This window comes from Halorubrum sp. CGM4_25_10-8A, assembly GCF_005435025.1.
GTDB classification, from domain to species: Archaea; Halobacteriota; Halobacteria; order Halobacteriales; family Haloferacaceae; genus Halorubrum; species Halorubrum ezzemoulense.
The window spans coordinates 149,121-165,078 of record NZ_SGTX01000005.1 but is presented as its reverse complement, the minus strand read 5'-3'; the positions used below and the strand labels follow the sequence as shown (position 1 = coordinate 165,078).

Here is a 15,958-nt window from a genome sequence, read left to right as displayed (position 1 = left end):
CGATGTCTCTCGGCGAGCGGATCGAGGCGTGGACACGGCGACTTAACGACGCCATCGTCGACAGCCCGCGCCGAGTCATCATCATATTCCTTGTTCTCACGCTGGTGTTTACCGGCGGGATAGGCCTTGTCAGCACGGACACTGAGGCCACCGATTCGTTCACCGATGGTCTCGAGGAACAGCAGGCACTTGACGCGGTTAACGAAGAATTCGAAGATCCATTCGAATCCGATGATGAGTCCACACAACTCATCCACTCGGGAAGTAACGTTTTGACGAAAGAGGCGTTACTCAGAGACCTCCGGGTCTTAGAGGAGGTTGAGTCGCGAGACGACCTCCGGGTAGCCTCGGCCAACGGCCCGGCCACAGTCGTCGCACAGACAATCGACCCGTCGGCGACTACGGCAGCCGAACAGCGGCGCGTCCTGGAGTCGACGAGTGCGACCCGAGTCAGACAGGTCGTTCGCAGCCTCTCAGAAAATCCGCGGTTTACGGGGACGCTCGCGACAGATTTCAATCCGACGAGCGTGAGCGCAAGCGCGTCGATTACGGTCATCTCACACGACGTGCCGGGAGGGTTCTCGGATGGGGACCTCCAAGAGGTTCAAACGACGATCCGATCGATTGCGGCTGATCAGCCCGGAGATCTCACCGCGTTCGGCAGCGGCGTGACGAACGCCGAGACGGCCAACGTCATCGGTGACTCGCTCACCATCGTAATGCCTGTCGTTGTGCTGTTGCTGCTTTTGTTCCTGGTTGTCGCCTACCGCGACCCGATCGACCTCGCGCTCGGGCTGCTGTCGCTTCTGATGACCATCATCTGGACGTTTGGGTTCCTCGGATTCTCTGGAATCCCATTTAATCAACAGATGATTACCGTTCCCGTGCTGTTGCTTGCGGTCGGGGTCGACTTCGGGATCCACATCATCAACCGCTATCGCGAGGAGGTCGTCGACGGCTATGAGGCGACAGAGGCGATGCGCGAGGCGAACAACCAGCTAATGATCGCGTTCATCATCGTCACTGTAACCACTGTGTTCGGATTCGGGGCGAACGTAATCTCTGACCTCACGCCGATCCGAAACATGGGAATCGCCTCGGCGGTCGGGATCACCTTCACCTTCCTGATATTCGGGCTGTTCCTGCCGGCAGCAAAACTGGTTGTTGACAGGCTGCGAGAGCAGTACGGAGTCCCGGAGTTCAACTCGGCTCCGATCTCCTCCGAGGACTCGACGCTTGGAAAGTTCTTGACGTTTCCGGCACAGGTTAGCCGGTACGCGCCAATCGCGTTCGTGGTCGTGCTGCTCGTGACGGGGGGGATGGCTGCGGCGTACGGCAGCGGTGTCGACACCTCTTTCGAGACTGAGGACTTCCTTCCCCCGGAGGAGCAACCGGACTATGTGACCAGCCTCCCTGAGCCGTTCGCACCGAGTGAGTACACTGTCACTGAGACGTTGAACCTGCTTGAAGACCGCTTCTCAACTAACCAGGATCAAACAGTGAAGTTGTACGTCGAAGGGAACTTTGAGGAGGGCCATGCGCTTGAGGCTCTCGCGGACCCGAACGACGATGCATCAGGCTCACTCGCAGTCGGTGACGGCGGGAGCGCCCAGCCAACAAGTATTGTGACTGTGATTCAATCGCATGCCGAACAAAATCCGGAGTTCGCCAAACTGGTCGCCCGCAACGATATCGACGGAAACGGAATTCCCGACCAGAATCTCGACCGCATCTACGACGTGCTGTTCGCCTCGTCGTCCGGCGATCGGGCTGAGCAGTACCTCACGCCGGATCGACGGAGTGCGCAGGTCGACTATGCGATCGACTCCGGGGCTTCACAGGCTGAGGCCGCGGCCGACACTCGGGAGTTCGCTGAAGAGTTCCGGTACAAGACGACCGCCACCGGTCAGATCGTCGTTTTCGACGCGGTGACTGATATCATCTTCAATTCTTCGATTCAGGGACTGATCATCGCGATGGGATTAACAGGATTGTTCCTCGTTATTGCCTACGCCGTATTGGAGAGCAAGCCGCTCCTCGGAATAGCGAATCTCTTCCCGATCTTAATCGCAATCGCATTCCTACTTGGGACAATGCGATACCTTGGGATCTCATTGAACGCGCTGACCGGAACAATTCTATCGATTTCAATTGGACTCGGAATTGCGTACTCAGTACACGCCACTCATCGGTTCATCGATGAGTACAACGCCGGCGCCGACGCTTACGAGTCGATGATTATCACGCTCTCGGGGACGGGCGGCGCCCTGCTCGGAAGCATGCTCACCACTTCGCTCGGGACGGGCGCGCTCGCGCTCGCCATCACACCCGTGCTTGGGGACTTCGGCCTTTTGATGGCGCTGAGCGTGGTATACTCTTTCGTATTCACAGTGATCGCGCTTCCTCCAGCAGTGTTGTTGTGGGAGCACTATCACGGGATATGGGAAGGGATCAACCTGTCTGTCTCTGGGTGAGATTCAATATTTGCCAGTATTATAATTTTACAAAGTAAGCTACAGAAACAAACCCTTCACCCTCAAGAGGAGAACCGTGTCAGCGGTGATTGAGTAGGGTTGGGAAGAAGTCAGTATATTTTCGACATGTAATTCTAGTCGAATTGTTGCTTGGACAGGTAGCTATCTATCCAGCAAGAGTCACCGGTTGTTGTCGGCGATGCTACTCTGGGATCTGTACTAGTGTGTACGGTTACCTGACTTGGCATCGGTCCGGGTGCGTCGCCGACACCTTTCGTTTTGATCGAGTAGTGAAATAATGCGGTGAAGAATATCGGGCTGAAGTACCTCTGCGACCAGCAAAAGTCTAGGCATAGAGGCGCATCCGTAGGCGTGTGATTGGACAGCGAGGCGTTGAATGTGAATGGCGGATCCTCGCCTACTACCTTGGGCAGTTAAAACGGGAGTCCACGCTGAATGCCACGCTCTTGCGTCTCGTCCGCACACAAGAGCTGCTCTTGTGAACACTGTATCCCCTCTCTACTCACTCGCTTCGCTCGTTCGTTGAGGAAGGGGCCTCAGCGCCTCAATTCAGGTAAACTACAATATCCCAACCCAGTGGTGCGGTGCCGTGGGAATCTTTGCGCTTCAGCGCGGGGAGGGTGTCAAACAGCCTGAGTTATTCGCTTCCCATGAGACGGCAGAAAAATTAGTTTAGATTAAATACAAACCTAATCGGAAAAATCCCTACGCCTCGTCGCGCTCGACAACGACCCTCCGTCCGGTCAGTTCTTGGGGCGCAAAGCGGTAGAGTTCGATGTCGAGGTCCGGCTTGTCGTCGGCCCAGATCTCGAAGAGGGGACGCTGCGTCTCACCGTACTGGGCGATAGTTTCGGGGGTGAGCTCGTCGACGTCGACGCGTTCGAGAGTGCCGACGCCGACGACGCTGGCGTACTCGTCGTCTTCGTCCTCGTAGACGACTACGCGGGCCCGCGGCGTCGACGCGAGGAACCCGCGCTTTTCGCTGTCGGGCGTCGACACCAGCCGGAGGTACAACGCGCGCTCGTCCGCGTCGTACCCGTAGGAGATCGGGATCGCGTACGGCGCGTCGTCGCGCGCGAGCGCGAGAACGCCCGTCTCGTGGCGAGACAGGTGTGCGTCCACCTCGGTCGACGACATCTCGACCTCGCTGTTCGTCGGCATATCGAACTTTCTTCCCACGAGTTGATAAAGGGAACGAGACGGCGCGCAGCGCGGGGACAGCGGGGAGGTGTCTCTGCGGTGCGGACGACGGCGGAGGCTCTGCGGCGGTCGCCGGCCGACTCCGTTCAGCTGATCGTCGGCGCCTCGCCGATGTCCTCCTCGGTGACCGGCGCCCCGCAGACGACACAGCCCGTCTCGAGTAGCGTCGCCCGCATCGCGTCGTCCACCTCGATCGAGCGCCGACACTCCGGGCAGACGAAGGTGTGGGTGGATCGCCCCGTCATACCCGTGCGTACGCTCCCCATGCCCATCAAACGGACCTCGGATTCTCGCGGCGTCGGAATGTGATAATCGATCCTTAGTCAAGCAGCGACCGGAACAGCTTCCGCTGGGCGGCGGCGACGTGCTCGGTGAACGTCGACCGACCGATGCCCAGCGACGCCGCGACCTCGCCGGCGTTGGCGCCCTTCGGGTGGTCGAAGTACCCCGCCTCGTAGGCGGCTTCGAGCACCTCGCGTTGGCGCTCCGTCAGTTCGCTCCGGTCGACGGTCACCAAGTCCGACTCCGTCGGCGTCGTCGACGACTGGAGCAGGCGCTTCACCTCCATCTCCGGACACGCCTCGCGGAACGCCTCCAACACCGACCGCAGTGTCGGCAAGTCGCTCGCGTGGAAGGTGACGCGCAGCCGCCCGTCGCGGACCACCGCCTCCGAGACGGGCGTCTCGTGGCGGTCGAGGACGGCGAACGGCGAGTCCGGGTCGACCGCCGCCTCGAACCGGTAGGCCGCTCGGCCGCCGTAGTCGAAGACCACTTCGACTCCCTCGGCGACCGAGAGGTCCGCGTCCGCGATGAACTCCACGACCACTCGCTCGCGGTCGTCGGCGGGCGTACACCGCGTGACGCCCGTGACGGGCGTCGTTCCGTCGACGACGCCGTCGAACGGCGAGGCCGCCGCGGTCGGCAGCGAGACCTCCGCCCGGATTCCCGATCCCATCTCGTTCGTCCGTGCCCGCGCCGGGCAAAAACGTTGGCGGGCGCGCGGTCGGATATAAAACTCCCCGCATATGAGGGGCCACAGTTCGGGAGGCTGTAGCCGTAACGTACAGGTATGAAACGCCCCCCGCGCACGACCGACGCCACGACGACGACCGAGGGAGACGCGGCGCTCGACGCGACGTTCGAGGCGCTCGCCGACGCCGACTGTCGGGCGATCCTCGCCGCCGCGGCGACGCCGAAGACGACGAGCGAACTCGCCGACGACTGCGACATCGCCCTCTCGACCGCCTACCGGAAGGTTGAGCTGCTGAGCGAGACGCCGCTGCTCGCCGAGGGGGTTCGGCTCGACCCGGACGGCGACCACGCCGCCGAGTACGTCCGCGATGCCGCCGAGGCCGCGATCGAGTTCGGCGACGACGGCGTCTCGCTCGCGGTCGACGACGAGGGGGCCGACCCGCTTGCCGCCGCGCTCAACGCCCCCGGCGTCTCGGCCGACTGATCTGCCACGGCGCAACGGATCGGCCTCCCGGAGGTGCGATCAGGGCGCGTTCGCCCGGCGGTTCGTCGGCGACCGTTTTCGCACCTGATAATCACGCGGCCACGCTTATACGCCAGTTCTCGAAGGTGTTCCGTATGTCCCGCTCACCGGAACCCGAAACCCTCGTCGACCTTGCGCAGGACAAGGTCGCGGTGATCGACGAGAAGGGCCGGTTCCGATACCTCAACGCGGCCACCCGCGAGTTGCTCGGGTTCGACCCCGACACGCTCGTCGGGACCGACGCCTTCGACCTGATTCACCCCGACGACGCCGACCGCGTTCGGACGGCGTTCGAGGCCCTCGTCGCCGGCGGAACCGCCCCGGAATCTCCGTTGGAGTACCGCTACGCGACTGCCGACGGCGACTGGGTGTGGTTTCGCACCCGCGTGTTTCCGCCGTCGGAGACCGGCCTCGACGGCTACGCGCTGAGTTCTCGCGACGTCACCCTTGAGGTCGAGTCACGCCGGCGCTTGGAGACGATCGCGTCGACGTCGCCGGACGTGCTCTGGATGTTCAGCGCCGACTTGGAGGACCTGTTATTCGTCAACGGCGCGCTCGAATCCGTGTTCGGGATCGAGCCGGACGCGCTCGAACGGCGCCCGCAGATGTTCCTCGCCGCGGTTCACCCCGACGACCGTCCGGCCGTCGAGGACGCGATGGAGCGGCTCTCCGACGGCGAGCCGACGAACCTCGACTACCGGATCGGGCCGGCCGACGGGCGGACCACCTGGGTCAGGGTGCCCTCGCGCCCCGTGTGGGAGGACGGCGAGGTCGTCGCCGTCGCCGGTTTCGCCCGCGATGTCACGGACGAGTACCGCCGCGAGCGTCAGCTCACGGTGATGGACAACCTTCTCCGACACACGATCCGCAACGACATGAACATCGTCGACGGCACCGCGGAGCGCATCGCCGACCGCGTCGAAGACGCCGTCAGCGCGACGGCGACCGAGGAACGCGGTGTCGTTCCCGACGAGTTCGACCTGGCCGAACTCGCCGCCGACCTGATCGACCACGCGGAGACGGTTCGCCGGGTCGCCGACGACCTGTTGACGACCGCCGAGAAACAGCGCGGCGTGATCGACCTCCTCCGCCACCACGAACACCCGCAACCCCTCCGGGTCGCGCCGCTCGTCGAGAGCGCGGTGGCGGACGCCGTCGACGACCGGTCAAGTCCGACCGCGGAGATATCGGTCTCCTGCCCCGGCGACGTGCGGGCGTTCACGCACCCCGAGCTCGACTACGCGATCGCCGAACTGATCGAGAACGCGATCGAACACGCCGAGGCGGCGCCGAGCGTCGAGATCGAGGTCACCGCGCCCGCCGACCGGGTCAAGATCGCGGTCCGCGACAACGCGCCGCCGATCCCCCCGGCCGAGCGGGACCCGATCACCGACCGGTGGAAGATGGACGACCTCAGACACACCGGCGGGATGGGGCTGTGGCTCGTCTACTGGATCGCCGATCGGTCCGGCGGCGACTTGGCGTTCGACGCCGGCGCCGACGGCAACGAGGTGACGATCTGTGTCCCCGACGCCGACTGTGACCCCGGCGACTCGACGGTGGATCGGACCCATCCGGTCGCGCCGGACGCCCGCCCGACGCCAGCCGGACCGGACGCGGGGGAGATGACGCCGGTCGTCAGTTCGCCACCGTCCGATGTTGAGGTCGCCGAGTCGCCCTCGGCTGACGCCGAGACCGCCGAGTCGTCCCCCTCCGACGCCGGGACCACCCAGCCCGAATCCGAAGCCGGCGGCGCGGAGTCGGCCGATCCGGAGCCCACCGGCTCGGAGCCGATTGACTCCGGCCTCTCCGCGTCCGAGACTGCCGCGGATCTCGACGGCCCCCCCGACTCACCGCCGGGATCCACGAACGGTTAACCGAAACCCGATCGATCGTTCACCGTTGACTCCGATTCCGAAGAACATCCCACCGATCTTAAGCCGTCGCTTCGCGTACTCCCGGGTTGATGGGTACGCTCAACGAGCTGTTCGACCCGGACCGGGTCGCCGTCGTCGGCGCGACCGCCCGCGAAGGGGCCGTCGGCCGCGCCGTCACGTCGAATCTCCTCGACGACTTCGACGGCGACACGGTCCCCGTCAACCCGAACTACGACGCGGTGCTCGACACGCCCTGTGTCGACGACGTCGCCGACGCTGACGCCGATGTCGCGGTCGTCGTCGTCCCCCCCTCGATCGTGTTGGACGCCATCGAGGCGTGCGGGGAGGCGGGGGTCCGCAACGTCGTCGTGATCACCGCCGGGTTCGGGGAGACCGGAGAGGACGGAGCGGCGAGGGAGCGTCGCCTCGCGGAGCTAGCCGACGAGTACGACCTCAACCTCGTCGGCCCAAACAGCCTAGGGATCATGTCGACGCCCTCGGGCATGAACGCCACGTTCGGCCCGGAGAACGCGCTCCCCGGCGGGCTCTCCTTCATGAGCCAGTCCGGCGCGTTCGTCACCGCGGTCCTCGACTGGGCCAACGACAACGGGATCGGATTCAAGGATGTCGTCTCGCTCGGTAACAAGGCCGTCTTAGACGAGACGGACTTCGTCGACCACTGGGGTGACGACGAGGAGACCGACGTGATCATCGGCTACCTCGAGGGGATCGAGGACGGCCGCGAGTTCATCGAGACCGCCCGCGAGACCTCGCAGGACACCCCGATCGTCGCGGTGAAGTCGGGGCGCACGAGCGCCGGCGCGCAGGCCGCCTCCTCGCACACCGGCACGCTCGCCGGCTCCGACAAGGCGTACGAGGCGGGGCTCGATCAGGCGGGCGTGATCCGCGCGGAGTCGGTCGACGAGCTGTTCGACGCCGCGGGGATCTTGGGCAGCCAGCCCCTCCCCGACACCGACAGCGTCGCCATCGTCACGAACGCCGGCGGCCCCGGCGTGATGGCGACTGACGCGGTCGGCGACGCCGACCTCGACATGGCGTCGTTCACGAGCGAGACGAGCGACGCGCTCGCCGAGTCGATGCCCGACGAGGCGAACATCCACAACCCGGTCGACGTGATCGGCGACGCCGACGTCGACCGGTTCCGAGAGGCGTTGGAGATCACGGTCACCGACGACAACGTCGGCGCCGCCCTCGTGTTGGCCGCGCCGACCGCGACGATCGACTTCGACGAGCTCGCGGACGCGATCACCGACGTGAGCGACGAGATGGACGCGCCCGTTGCCGCCTGCCTGATGGGCGGCGACCGCACCCGCGAGCCGAAACAGCAGCTTCAGGCGCGGGGGATCCCCTGCTACTTCGATCCCGCGCGCGCTATCGACAGTCTCGCGACGCTCGCCACCTACCGCGACATCAAGGCGCGCGAGTACGCCGACCCGATGTCGTTCGACGTCGACCGCGAGCGCGCCCGCGAGATCCTCGGAGCGGTGCGCGACCGCGACGACAACCGCTTGGGCGTCGAGGCGATGGAACTGCTCGACGCGTACGGCATCCCCACGCCCGACGGCGCCATCGTCGACTCGCCCGAGCGCGCCCGCGAGGTCGCCGAGGGCGTCGACGGCGACGTGGTGATGAAGATCGTCTCGCCGGACATCCTCCACAAGTCCGACATCGGCGGCGTCGCCGTCGGCGTCGCGGACGACGACGTGGCCGACACCTACGAGGACCTGATCACCCGCGCCCGCAACTACCAGCCGGACGCGACCGTCCTCGGCGTCCAAGTTCAGGAGATGGTCGACCTCGACGACGGCGTCGAGACCATCGTCGGGATGAACCGCGACCCGCAGTTCGGCCCGCTGCTGATGTTCGGGCTGGGCGGCATCTTCGTGGAAGTGATGGAGGACACCACCTTCCGCGTCGCGCCCGTCTCCGAGCCCGAAGCGCGGGAGATGACCGAGGAGATCCAGTCGGCGCCCCTGCTCCGGGGCGCCCGCGGCCGCGACCCGGTCGACGTCGACGCCGTGATCGAGACGATCGGCCGGCTCTCGCAGCTAGTCACTGACTTCCCGGCCATCCTTGAACTCGATATCAACCCCCTCGTCGCACTGCCCGACGGCGACGGCGGCACGAACGCCGCCGCCGTCGACGTGAGACTCACCGTCGACCCGCAGGAGCTCGATCCGGCGGAGACCGAACAACAGCCGCTCGACGCGGAGGAACCCACCAATGACTGACACACCCACCACACTCGTCACCGCGACCGGAGACAGCGCCGGAAAGACAGCGATCACCGTCGCCTTAGCGCGGCTCGCCGCCGACCAGGACAGCAGCGTCGGCTACATGAAACCGAAGGGAACCCGGCTCCAGTCGAACGTCGGGAAGACGCTCGACCAAGACCCGATGCTCGCCCGCGAGGTGCTCGGCTTGGACGCCGAGATGCACCAGATGGAGCCCGTCGTCTACTCGCCGACGTTCGTTGAGGGCGCCATCCGCGGCACCGAGGACTCCGAGGCCCTGCGCGACCGCATTCGCGAGGAGTACGACGACATCGCGGCCGACCACGACCAAGTGTTCGTCGAGGGCGGCGGCAGCTGGACCACCGGCGGCGTCGTCGACCTCACCGACGTCGACGTGGCGGAGCTGCTCGACGCGAACGTCGTCCTCGTCGCCGAGTACGGCTCGCCGAACGACTTAGACGACGTGCTGGCGGCCGCCGACGCGTTCGGCGACCGCCTCGCCGGCGTCGTGTTCAACAAGGTGTCCGACGACGCCTTCGAGTCGCTCGATCAGGACGGCATCCCGTTCCTCGAATCGAAGGAGGTCACCGTGTTCGGCGCGCTCCCGTACGAGAAGGAGCTCGCGGGCGTCACGGTCGGCGAGCTCGCGGACGAGCTCGGCGCCGAGCTCCTCACCGACGCGTCGACCGACGCCTTCGTCGAGCGCTTCCTCGTCGGCGCGATGGGCGGCGACGAGGCGCTCCGCTACTTCCGGCGCGCCCGCGACGCCGCCGTCATCACCGGCGGCGACCGCGCGGACGTCCAGACCGCGGCGCTCGACGCCTCCGGCGTGGCCTGCCTCGTCCTCACCGGCGGGCACCGCCCCTCCGGCGCGGTGCTGGGCAAGGCCGCCGACGCCGGCACGCCCGTCCTCGCCGTGAACACGGACACGGTCACCGCCATCGACCGCGCCGAGGAGGTCGTCCGCGGCGGCCGCACCCGCGACGTTCGCACGGTCGACCGGATGGCCGAACTGCTCGCCGACAACGTCGACGTCGACGCGCTCGTCTGAGCGGCGCGCGACGGGGCCGGTCGGGCTAGGTCAGCCGTCGACGCGCGCTCCGCGCTACGACGCGTCTCCGGCTCTCGGACGCCCGCCCGAGCGCCCGCGACGCCGGGTCTACGTGTCGAACTGGACCTCGGTGATCTCGAACCGCGCGCCGCCGGACGCGCTCTCGGTGACGGTCACGTCCCACCCGTGCGCGTCCGCGATTTCGTCGACGATCGCCAGCCCGAACCCGGTGTTGTCCGGCACCGTCGAATACCCCGACTCGAACACTGTTTCCTGGTCGTTTGCGACGATTCCGGGACCGTCGTCCGCGACGTAGAACCCGTCCGCGAGGCGCCCGACCTCGACCGTCACCTCCGGACCGACGTGGTCGACCGCGTTCCGGATCAGGTTCTCGAGGAGCTGCTTCAGCCGGCTCCGGTCGGCCATCACCGCTTGGTCAGCGTCGACGTTCAGCGTCGCGTCGGCGGTTTCGACGCTCGCCCAGCACTGCTCGACTATCGGCTTCAGGAGAACGGGCTCGGCCTCGGTGACGACCTTTCCCTCGCGCGCCAACGACAACAGGTCGTCGACGAGCGCCTGACCGCGTTCGAGCGCACTCTCGGCCTCGACGAGCTGGTCGCTGTCGCACTCGGCTCGGGCCAGTTCGAGCCGCCCTTCGACCACGTTCAGCGGGTTCCGGAGGTCGTGGCTGACGACCTTCGCAAACTTCTCTAAGCGCTCGTTCTGTCGCTGTAGCTCTTCCTCGCGTTCCCGCCGCTCGGTGATGTCCCGCGCGATGTGTAACCCGGCGACGACGTCGCCGTCCTCGCGCACCGGCGCCGTGCGTATCTCGAAGACCCGATCCTCGTACGGCACCTCGACGCGCTCGGACCGTCCGGCCAGCGTCGCCTCGTGGATCGCCTCGATCGTCTCAACGAGCTCCTCGGAGAACCGTTCGACCTCGGAGACGCTGTGACCCACGATGTCGTCGGGGGCGGTGTCGAGCGGGTCGAAGCCACCTCCGGAGACGATCTCATACCGAAACTCGCCGTCGACGTAGAAGACGGCGCCGTTCGGAAAGTTCTCCGCGAGCGTCCGGTACCGAGACTCGCTCTTCGCGAGTTCCTGTTCACGCTGTTTCCGCTCGGTGATGTCGGTGATGAACCCCTCCAAGGCGTCCAGTTCGCCGTCGTCCGCGTACACGCCCCGTCCGCGCTCCCACATCCACTTCGTCTCGCCGCCCTCGGTGATGATACGGTAGGTGACCTCGAAGGTGTCGCCCGCGGAGAGTTCCGCTTGGACGGTCGCCCACATCTCCTCTCTGTCGTCCGGGTGAAGGATGTCGTCGCCCCAGACGACCCCGCCGTCGCCTTCGATCGCGCCGGCGCTGTATCCGGTGAGGGCCTCAACTTCGCCCCTGACGGTCTCCATCGGCCACTCCGGTTCGTTCCGACATCGGTAGACCATCCCCGGAAGGTTGCCGATGAGCGTCTCTAACCGCCGCGTTCGCTCTGCCGCGATACGCCGCGATCGATGCGCCTCGACGGCGTTCAGGATCCGGTTGGCGAGGAGCGCGTACTGATCGGCGTTCCCCTTCTTCTGAATGTAATCGGTGACGCCGGCCGAGATCGCGTCGCTGGCGACCTCCTCGCTTCCCTTGCCGGTGTGGAGAATGAACGGGAGGTCGGGGTGATCGTCGCGGACGGCCTGGAGGAACTCGATCCCGTTCCGGCCCGGCATCTCGTAATCGGATATCACACAGTCGAACGCCTCGTCGGCAAGCCTCGCTGATCCCTCGGTCCCGCTCGGTACGATCTCGACGTCGAACCGGTCGTCTTCGCGTTCGAGAAAGGTCGCAGCCATCTCTGCGAACTCCGGCTCGTCGTCGACGTACAGGACGCGGATCGGTTCGGTTATCGGCTCCATCTGTGCTACCAATTGACGAATGATCGCGTCTGGAGGTGATAAATCCGGTGGCAACACTCGCATTTCACACGTTCAGTCGCCGATACCCCGCCTATCCGGCGGTCGCGTATCGATCCACGCTCGACGCCCGACCGCGCGCTCTACACGGGGGCCGGATCCGCGAGCGGTCGCCGCCGTCGGTCGCCCGCATGTGCGCCCCGCGCCCTCGCCCGCTTCCGCGGGTGATCGTCTGACGTACTGTTTTCAGGGTGGACGACGTACCCCGCCCATGACCAGTCTCTCGGAGGCGTACGGCGGACGGGGGCGCTCCGGGGTCGACCCGCGACGGCTGTACCTCGGCGTGGGGGCGTTCGCCGCGGGCGCGCTGCTCGTCGTCGCGGGCATCCTCGTGGCGGCGGAGGTGGCGGTGCCGGCGGGCTACAGCTCCGGCGCGGCCCGGCAGCTCGGCGGAATCCTCGGCGGCGTCGGCGTTCCCCTCGTGTTGCTCGGCGTGATGGCGGTCCTCCCGGCCGACCGCAACACCTACGCCGCGGCCGTCGTCGGCGCGGCCGTCATGTGCCTCGGCGTGGCGCTGTTCGCGCACGCGTACCCCCAGCAGTGGGTTGGCGGCCCGCGCCCAGAGCTGACCGACCTCACCCTCCCCACCGCCGGCGTCTACTTCCTCGGCGCCGCGACGACGCTGTGGAGCGTTTTCGTCGGCGTCGCCAACTTCAAGACCCGCAACGACCCCGGCGGCACCGTCACGATGGAGGTGACCCACAAGGGCGAGACGAAGGTCGTCGAGGTCTCCCGCGACCAGCTCGGGAGCCGCGGCGGCGTCGGCCTCCTCGGCGGGACCCCCGACGGCGAGATCGAGACGCAGACGAACCGCCCCGACGACGCCGAGAGTGACTCCCCGGGCGCCGCGCCGTCGCGTTCGAGCCCGCCTTCTGGAGGGAACTCGTCCGGAACGCCGCGCGGCACCGACCGGTCGGGCGGAGCGGGAACGCCGAACAGCGACGGAGCGGGAGCGCCGAGCGGCGCCGAGCGGTCGGACCGTCCGGGACGAACGAGTAGCGGGGGGCGCTCCGGGGCGAGCGGTCGCTCCATCCCCGGGTCGCCGGGCGTGAGCGACGGCGGCAGCGCCGACAGCGACATCACCTCGCCGCTGGACGACGCGGGGCCGACGGACGGGCCGGAGTCCCCGACCACGCCGGAGTCCGCGCCCGCGCCCGGCTCTCCCGCGGCGCGTGACGGGCCCGGAGACGCCTACTGCGGCAACTGCGCGGAGTTCGACTACGTCCGGACCGACGACGGGATGCGCCCCTACTGCGGCCACTACGACGAGCTGATGGACGACATGGAAGCCTGCGACGATTGGACGCCGCGATAGTCTGCCACGTCGTCGCGAGCGCGCTGGCGACACCGAGAGACGGTCGGGTCGGGGCGGTTTCCCGACAGAAGAGCTAACTTGCGGAGCGTCGAGCGGACCCCATGGACGACCGCCGTACCCTCCTCGTCGCCGGATTCGTCGGAGCGTCGCTCTCGTATGTCTTCAACGTCCTCGCGTTTACCGGCGCGTTCGACGTGTTTCGCTGGGTCGTGTTCGCCGCGCTGTCCCTCGGGTTCACGTACGGATTCGACCGATTCATCGGCTGGCAGACCGCCCCGGCCTGACCTGTCCGACGGCGGGCGCCGCGGCTCGCCCTCGGCGCCGCCGTGGCGGCATCACACCGGTTCGGCCGACGGGAGTTGTGACTCGGCGACCGCGAACGCGAGCGTGCTCAACACGCCGATGAGCGTCCCCGCCGCGAGCGCCATCGCCAACTCCGAGAGCCCGAGCGCCGTCACGCCCGGCGCGTCCGGGAGGAAGAACCCCGACACCGCGAACAGCACGACGGCGATGGAGACCACGTAGAAGGGGGCGTTGAGGTAGCGCCACCGGAACCGGCCGGCGAGGTACTCGTCGGTGATCTGCCCGAGGCTGGAGGTGACGCCCGCGACGCCGAGCCACTGGACGAAGCCGTGGACGAACGCGGCGAGGGTGGTGCCGGCGGCGAGCGAGCTCCCCTGAACCCCGCCGACGGCGTCGACGGTCTCGACTCCCTGTACGCCGCCGACGACGACCAGCGCGAGCGCGACGACGTAGGTGACGAGGGTCACGCGGCCGGTGTAGAGGACGTTCCGGACGCTCTCCGCGGCGCCGTCAACGCTGTCTTCGAGCCCCAGCCCGCGGAACAGCGAGTAGAGCCCCACCGCGCCGGAGAGGATCCCCAGCACGGCCGCCCCCGCCACGTCGAAGAGGTTCGCGACCACGACGAGCGGGTAGATCAACAGCAGGACGCCGAGTGGAATGAGGATCGTGCCGCGGGTCTCCGGGTCGGCGAGGACCTGCTTGATCGTGTAGTACAGCGACTCGAGGTCCTGCGCCTGTCTGACGACAACGCGCCGCATCCCGTCGATCGGCATCCGCGACCGGATCACGGGGAGGACCGACTCGTCTTGTGCGCCGTCGGTGATCACGACCGCGGAGACCTCCTCGCTGGTCGACAGCTCGGCGAGCACGCGGTCGACCTCCTGGCCGACCGCGCGGTTCGCCTTCACGTCGGGACCGTCGACGCCGGTGACGGCGGCGACCTCGACGGCCTCGCCGTCGGCGGCCAGCTCATCGTGGACGTTGACGCCTTGGAAGAGGACGTTGACGTCGGAGTCCTCGGGGTCGGCGGTCGCGAGCGCGACCGCGGCCTCGGTGACGTCCTCGTCGCCGATGACGGGCGTGGGGATCCCCGTCTTGCGGCCGAGGTCGTCGTCGAGGTCGACGCAGAGGACGAGCAGCATCGAACGGGGCTACGCGAGGGGACGACATATGTTTTCGGCTCGCGTCGCCCCTCCGCGTCGTACGCGATCCGCCGACTGCGTCGCCTCGCCGTCAGCTCTCGTCGGTCGGCTCGTGTTCGACCCCGTTCATCATCCGGCGGACGTTCTCGCCGTCGCTGAACGCGGCCGGGTACGCCGCCAGCGGGAGGACGAAGTCGTCCTCGACGCCGACCGGTTCGCCGATGTGGAGCTCCAGCTCGGTGGTCACGCCCGTCCCCTCGATCTCCGCGTCGACCGTGTACACGACGACCGCCGTGTCGGTGTCGAGGACGCTCGTCGAGTACTCCGAGCCGCGCTCCAAGTCGCCGACGTTCTCGAAGCGGCTCAAGATGAGCTCGGCGCGCTCGCGGGTTCCCATCTCCGCGATCGGGTTGAGCGCCCGGCCGAGGACCTCTATCTGCGGCGTCGTCACCGCGGCGAACACGGCGGCCTGGTAGCGCTCGCCGAGCAGTTCGACCGCCTTGTCCTACTCCGCGACGGTGTTCGTCACCCGGACCTCTCGGGTCTGTCCGGCCGCCTCGACCTCTCGGGAGATCGTCTCGTCGGACACCTCGTTGAGCTCGTACCCGCTCTCCGAGAGCGTCGCGTCGGCCACCGTCGCGGTGACGGCGGCGAACTCCGCGGGCCCGTCGCCGGTCGCGACGTCGAGCGCGGTACAGCCGGCGAGGCTTGCGAGGCCGACCGCACCGCCGGCCGCGAGCGCCCGGCAACGGGTGACCGCGTCGCTCGCGTTACTGTTCTCCGCGGCGTTCTCGGCGTTCGGGTTCCGGTTCATGGCCGCTACTGACACCATGCGGGGGTACATACTTTGTGTTCGGTGCCGC

At 67.0% G+C, this 15,958-nt stretch carries 12 protein-coding genes and 2 pseudogenes; 8 read left to right on the top strand and 6 right to left on the bottom strand.

Annotated elements, in window-relative coordinates; translation table 11 throughout:
• The first annotated feature begins 2 nt into the window (after positions 1-2).
• Together EXE52_RS08085 and EXE52_RS19145 are read left to right on the top strand one after the other, a co-directional pair.
• A complete protein-coding gene (locus EXE52_RS08085) occupies positions 3-2,474 on the top strand; it encodes an RND family transporter (RefSeq protein ID WP_137703614.1) in 2,472 nt (823 codons plus the stop codon).
• Positions 2,475-2,771: 297 nt separating this feature from the next.
• Positions 2,772-2,852 (top strand): annotated as a pseudogene (locus EXE52_RS19145) (transposase); the annotation flags it as partial.
• 348 nt (positions 2,853-3,200) lie between these two features.
• Here EXE52_RS19145 and EXE52_RS08075 read toward each other — a convergent pair.
• The 3 genes from EXE52_RS08075 to EXE52_RS08070 form a co-directional block, all read right to left on the bottom strand.
• The gene (locus tag EXE52_RS08075) at positions 3,201-3,656 is read right to left on the bottom strand and encodes a pyridoxamine 5'-phosphate oxidase family protein (RefSeq protein WP_089308075.1); all 456 of its coding nucleotides are present in this window, start codon (positions 3,654-3,656) and stop codon (positions 3,201-3,203) included.
• Positions 3,657-3,781: 125 nt separating this feature from the next.
• Positions 3,782-3,940, bottom strand: a complete 159-nt coding sequence (locus tag EXE52_RS18490) for a hypothetical protein (RefSeq protein ID WP_007345024.1) — start codon at positions 3,938-3,940, stop codon at positions 3,782-3,784.
• 74 nt (positions 3,941-4,014) lie between these two features.
• On the bottom strand, positions 4,015-4,650 hold the full coding sequence (locus tag EXE52_RS08070) for a helix-turn-helix domain-containing protein (protein WP_086216075.1): 636 nt from the start codon (positions 4,648-4,650) through the stop codon (positions 4,015-4,017).
• A 114-nt stretch (positions 4,651-4,764) separates the two neighbouring features.
• Between EXE52_RS08070 and EXE52_RS08065 the strand changes: the two genes are divergently transcribed.
• The 4 genes from EXE52_RS08065 to EXE52_RS08050 all read left to right on the top strand — a co-directional run bounded on the left by EXE52_RS08065 (position 4,765) and on the right by EXE52_RS08050 (position 10,373).
• Complete coding sequence (locus tag EXE52_RS08065; protein ID WP_049931354.1) at positions 4,765-5,151, top strand: helix-turn-helix domain-containing protein; 387 nt, start codon at positions 4,765-4,767, stop codon at positions 5,149-5,151.
• A gap of 134 nt (positions 5,152-5,285) precedes the next feature.
• Positions 5,286-7,067 (top strand): PAS domain-containing sensor histidine kinase, encoded by a 1,782-nt coding sequence (locus EXE52_RS08060; RefSeq protein WP_137703613.1) that lies wholly within the window; start codon positions 5,286-5,288, stop codon positions 7,065-7,067.
• Between the two features lie 89 nt (positions 7,068-7,156).
• Entirely contained in the window at positions 7,157-9,319 is a 2,163-nt protein-coding gene (locus tag EXE52_RS08055) for an acetate--CoA ligase family protein (RefSeq protein ID WP_094583577.1), read from the top strand.
• Positions 9,312-10,373, top strand: a complete 1,062-nt coding sequence (locus tag EXE52_RS08050) for a phosphotransacetylase family protein (RefSeq protein ID WP_137703612.1) — start codon at positions 9,312-9,314, stop codon at positions 10,371-10,373. Before EXE52_RS08055 ends, EXE52_RS08050 begins: the two co-directional genes overlap by 8 nt.
• 108 nt (positions 10,374-10,481) lie before the next feature.
• On the opposite strand, the gene EXE52_RS08045 is transcribed toward EXE52_RS08050, so the two are convergent.
• On the bottom strand, positions 10,482-12,290 hold the full coding sequence (locus EXE52_RS08045) for a response regulator (RefSeq protein ID WP_158413993.1): 1,809 nt from the start codon (positions 12,288-12,290) through the stop codon (positions 10,482-10,484).
• Between the two features lie 256 nt (positions 12,291-12,546).
• Here EXE52_RS08045 and EXE52_RS08040 point away from each other — a divergent pair, with 256 nt between their 5' ends.
• On the top strand, positions 12,547-13,650 hold the full coding sequence (locus tag EXE52_RS08040) for a hypothetical protein (protein WP_137703610.1): 1,104 nt from the start codon (positions 12,547-12,549) through the stop codon (positions 13,648-13,650).
• Positions 13,651-13,751: 101 nt separating this feature from the next.
• Positions 13,752-13,934 carry a hypothetical protein gene (locus tag EXE52_RS08035; protein ID WP_049931360.1) on the top strand — a complete coding sequence of 61 codons (183 nt, stop codon included), beginning with the start codon at positions 13,752-13,754 and terminating at the stop codon, positions 13,932-13,934.
• Between the two features lie 51 nt (positions 13,935-13,985).
• Here EXE52_RS08035 and EXE52_RS08030 read toward each other — a convergent pair whose 3' ends face one another.
• Both EXE52_RS08030 and EXE52_RS08025 read right to left on the bottom strand, forming a co-directional pair.
• Positions 13,986-15,095, bottom strand: a complete 1,110-nt coding sequence (locus tag EXE52_RS08030) for a DUF373 family protein (protein ID WP_049931361.1) — start codon at positions 15,093-15,095, stop codon at positions 13,986-13,988.
• Positions 15,096-15,186: 91 nt separating this feature from the next.
• Positions 15,187-15,909: pseudogene (locus tag EXE52_RS08025) on the bottom strand (DUF6517 family protein).
• Positions 15,910-15,958: the final 49 nt, after the last annotated feature.

What these genes read in the sequence shown, in the direction of transcription:
- EXE52_RS08085 (WP_137703614.1), top strand. Translation starts at nt 3, where the DNA reads ATGTCTCTCGGCGAGCGGATCGAGGCGTGGACACGGCGACTTAACGAC.
- EXE52_RS08075 (WP_089308075.1), bottom strand. Translation starts at nt 3,656, where the DNA reads ATGCCGACGAACAGCGAGGTCGAGATGTCGTCGACCGAGGTGGACGCA.
- EXE52_RS18490 (WP_007345024.1), bottom strand. Translation starts at nt 3,940, where the DNA reads ATGACGGGGCGATCCACCCACACCTTCGTCTGCCCGGAGTGTCGGCGC.
- EXE52_RS08070 (WP_086216075.1), bottom strand. Translation starts at nt 4,650, where the DNA reads ATGGGATCGGGAATCCGGGCGGAGGTCTCGCTGCCGACCGCGGCGGCC.
- EXE52_RS08065 (WP_049931354.1), top strand. Translation starts at nt 4,765, where the DNA reads ATGAAACGCCCCCCGCGCACGACCGACGCCACGACGACGACCGAGGGA.
- EXE52_RS08060 (WP_137703613.1), top strand. Translation starts at nt 5,286, where the DNA reads ATGTCCCGCTCACCGGAACCCGAAACCCTCGTCGACCTTGCGCAGGAC.
- EXE52_RS08055 (WP_094583577.1), top strand. Translation starts at nt 7,157, where the DNA reads ATGGGTACGCTCAACGAGCTGTTCGACCCGGACCGGGTCGCCGTCGTC.
- EXE52_RS08050 (WP_137703612.1), top strand. Translation starts at nt 9,312, where the DNA reads ATGACTGACACACCCACCACACTCGTCACCGCGACCGGAGACAGCGCC.
- EXE52_RS08040 (WP_137703610.1), top strand. Translation starts at nt 12,547, where the DNA reads ATGACCAGTCTCTCGGAGGCGTACGGCGGACGGGGGCGCTCCGGGGTC.
- EXE52_RS08035 (WP_049931360.1), top strand. Translation starts at nt 13,752, where the DNA reads ATGGACGACCGCCGTACCCTCCTCGTCGCCGGATTCGTCGGAGCGTCG.
- EXE52_RS08030 (WP_049931361.1), bottom strand. Translation starts at nt 15,095, where the DNA reads ATGCTGCTCGTCCTCTGCGTCGACCTCGACGACGACCTCGGCCGCAAG.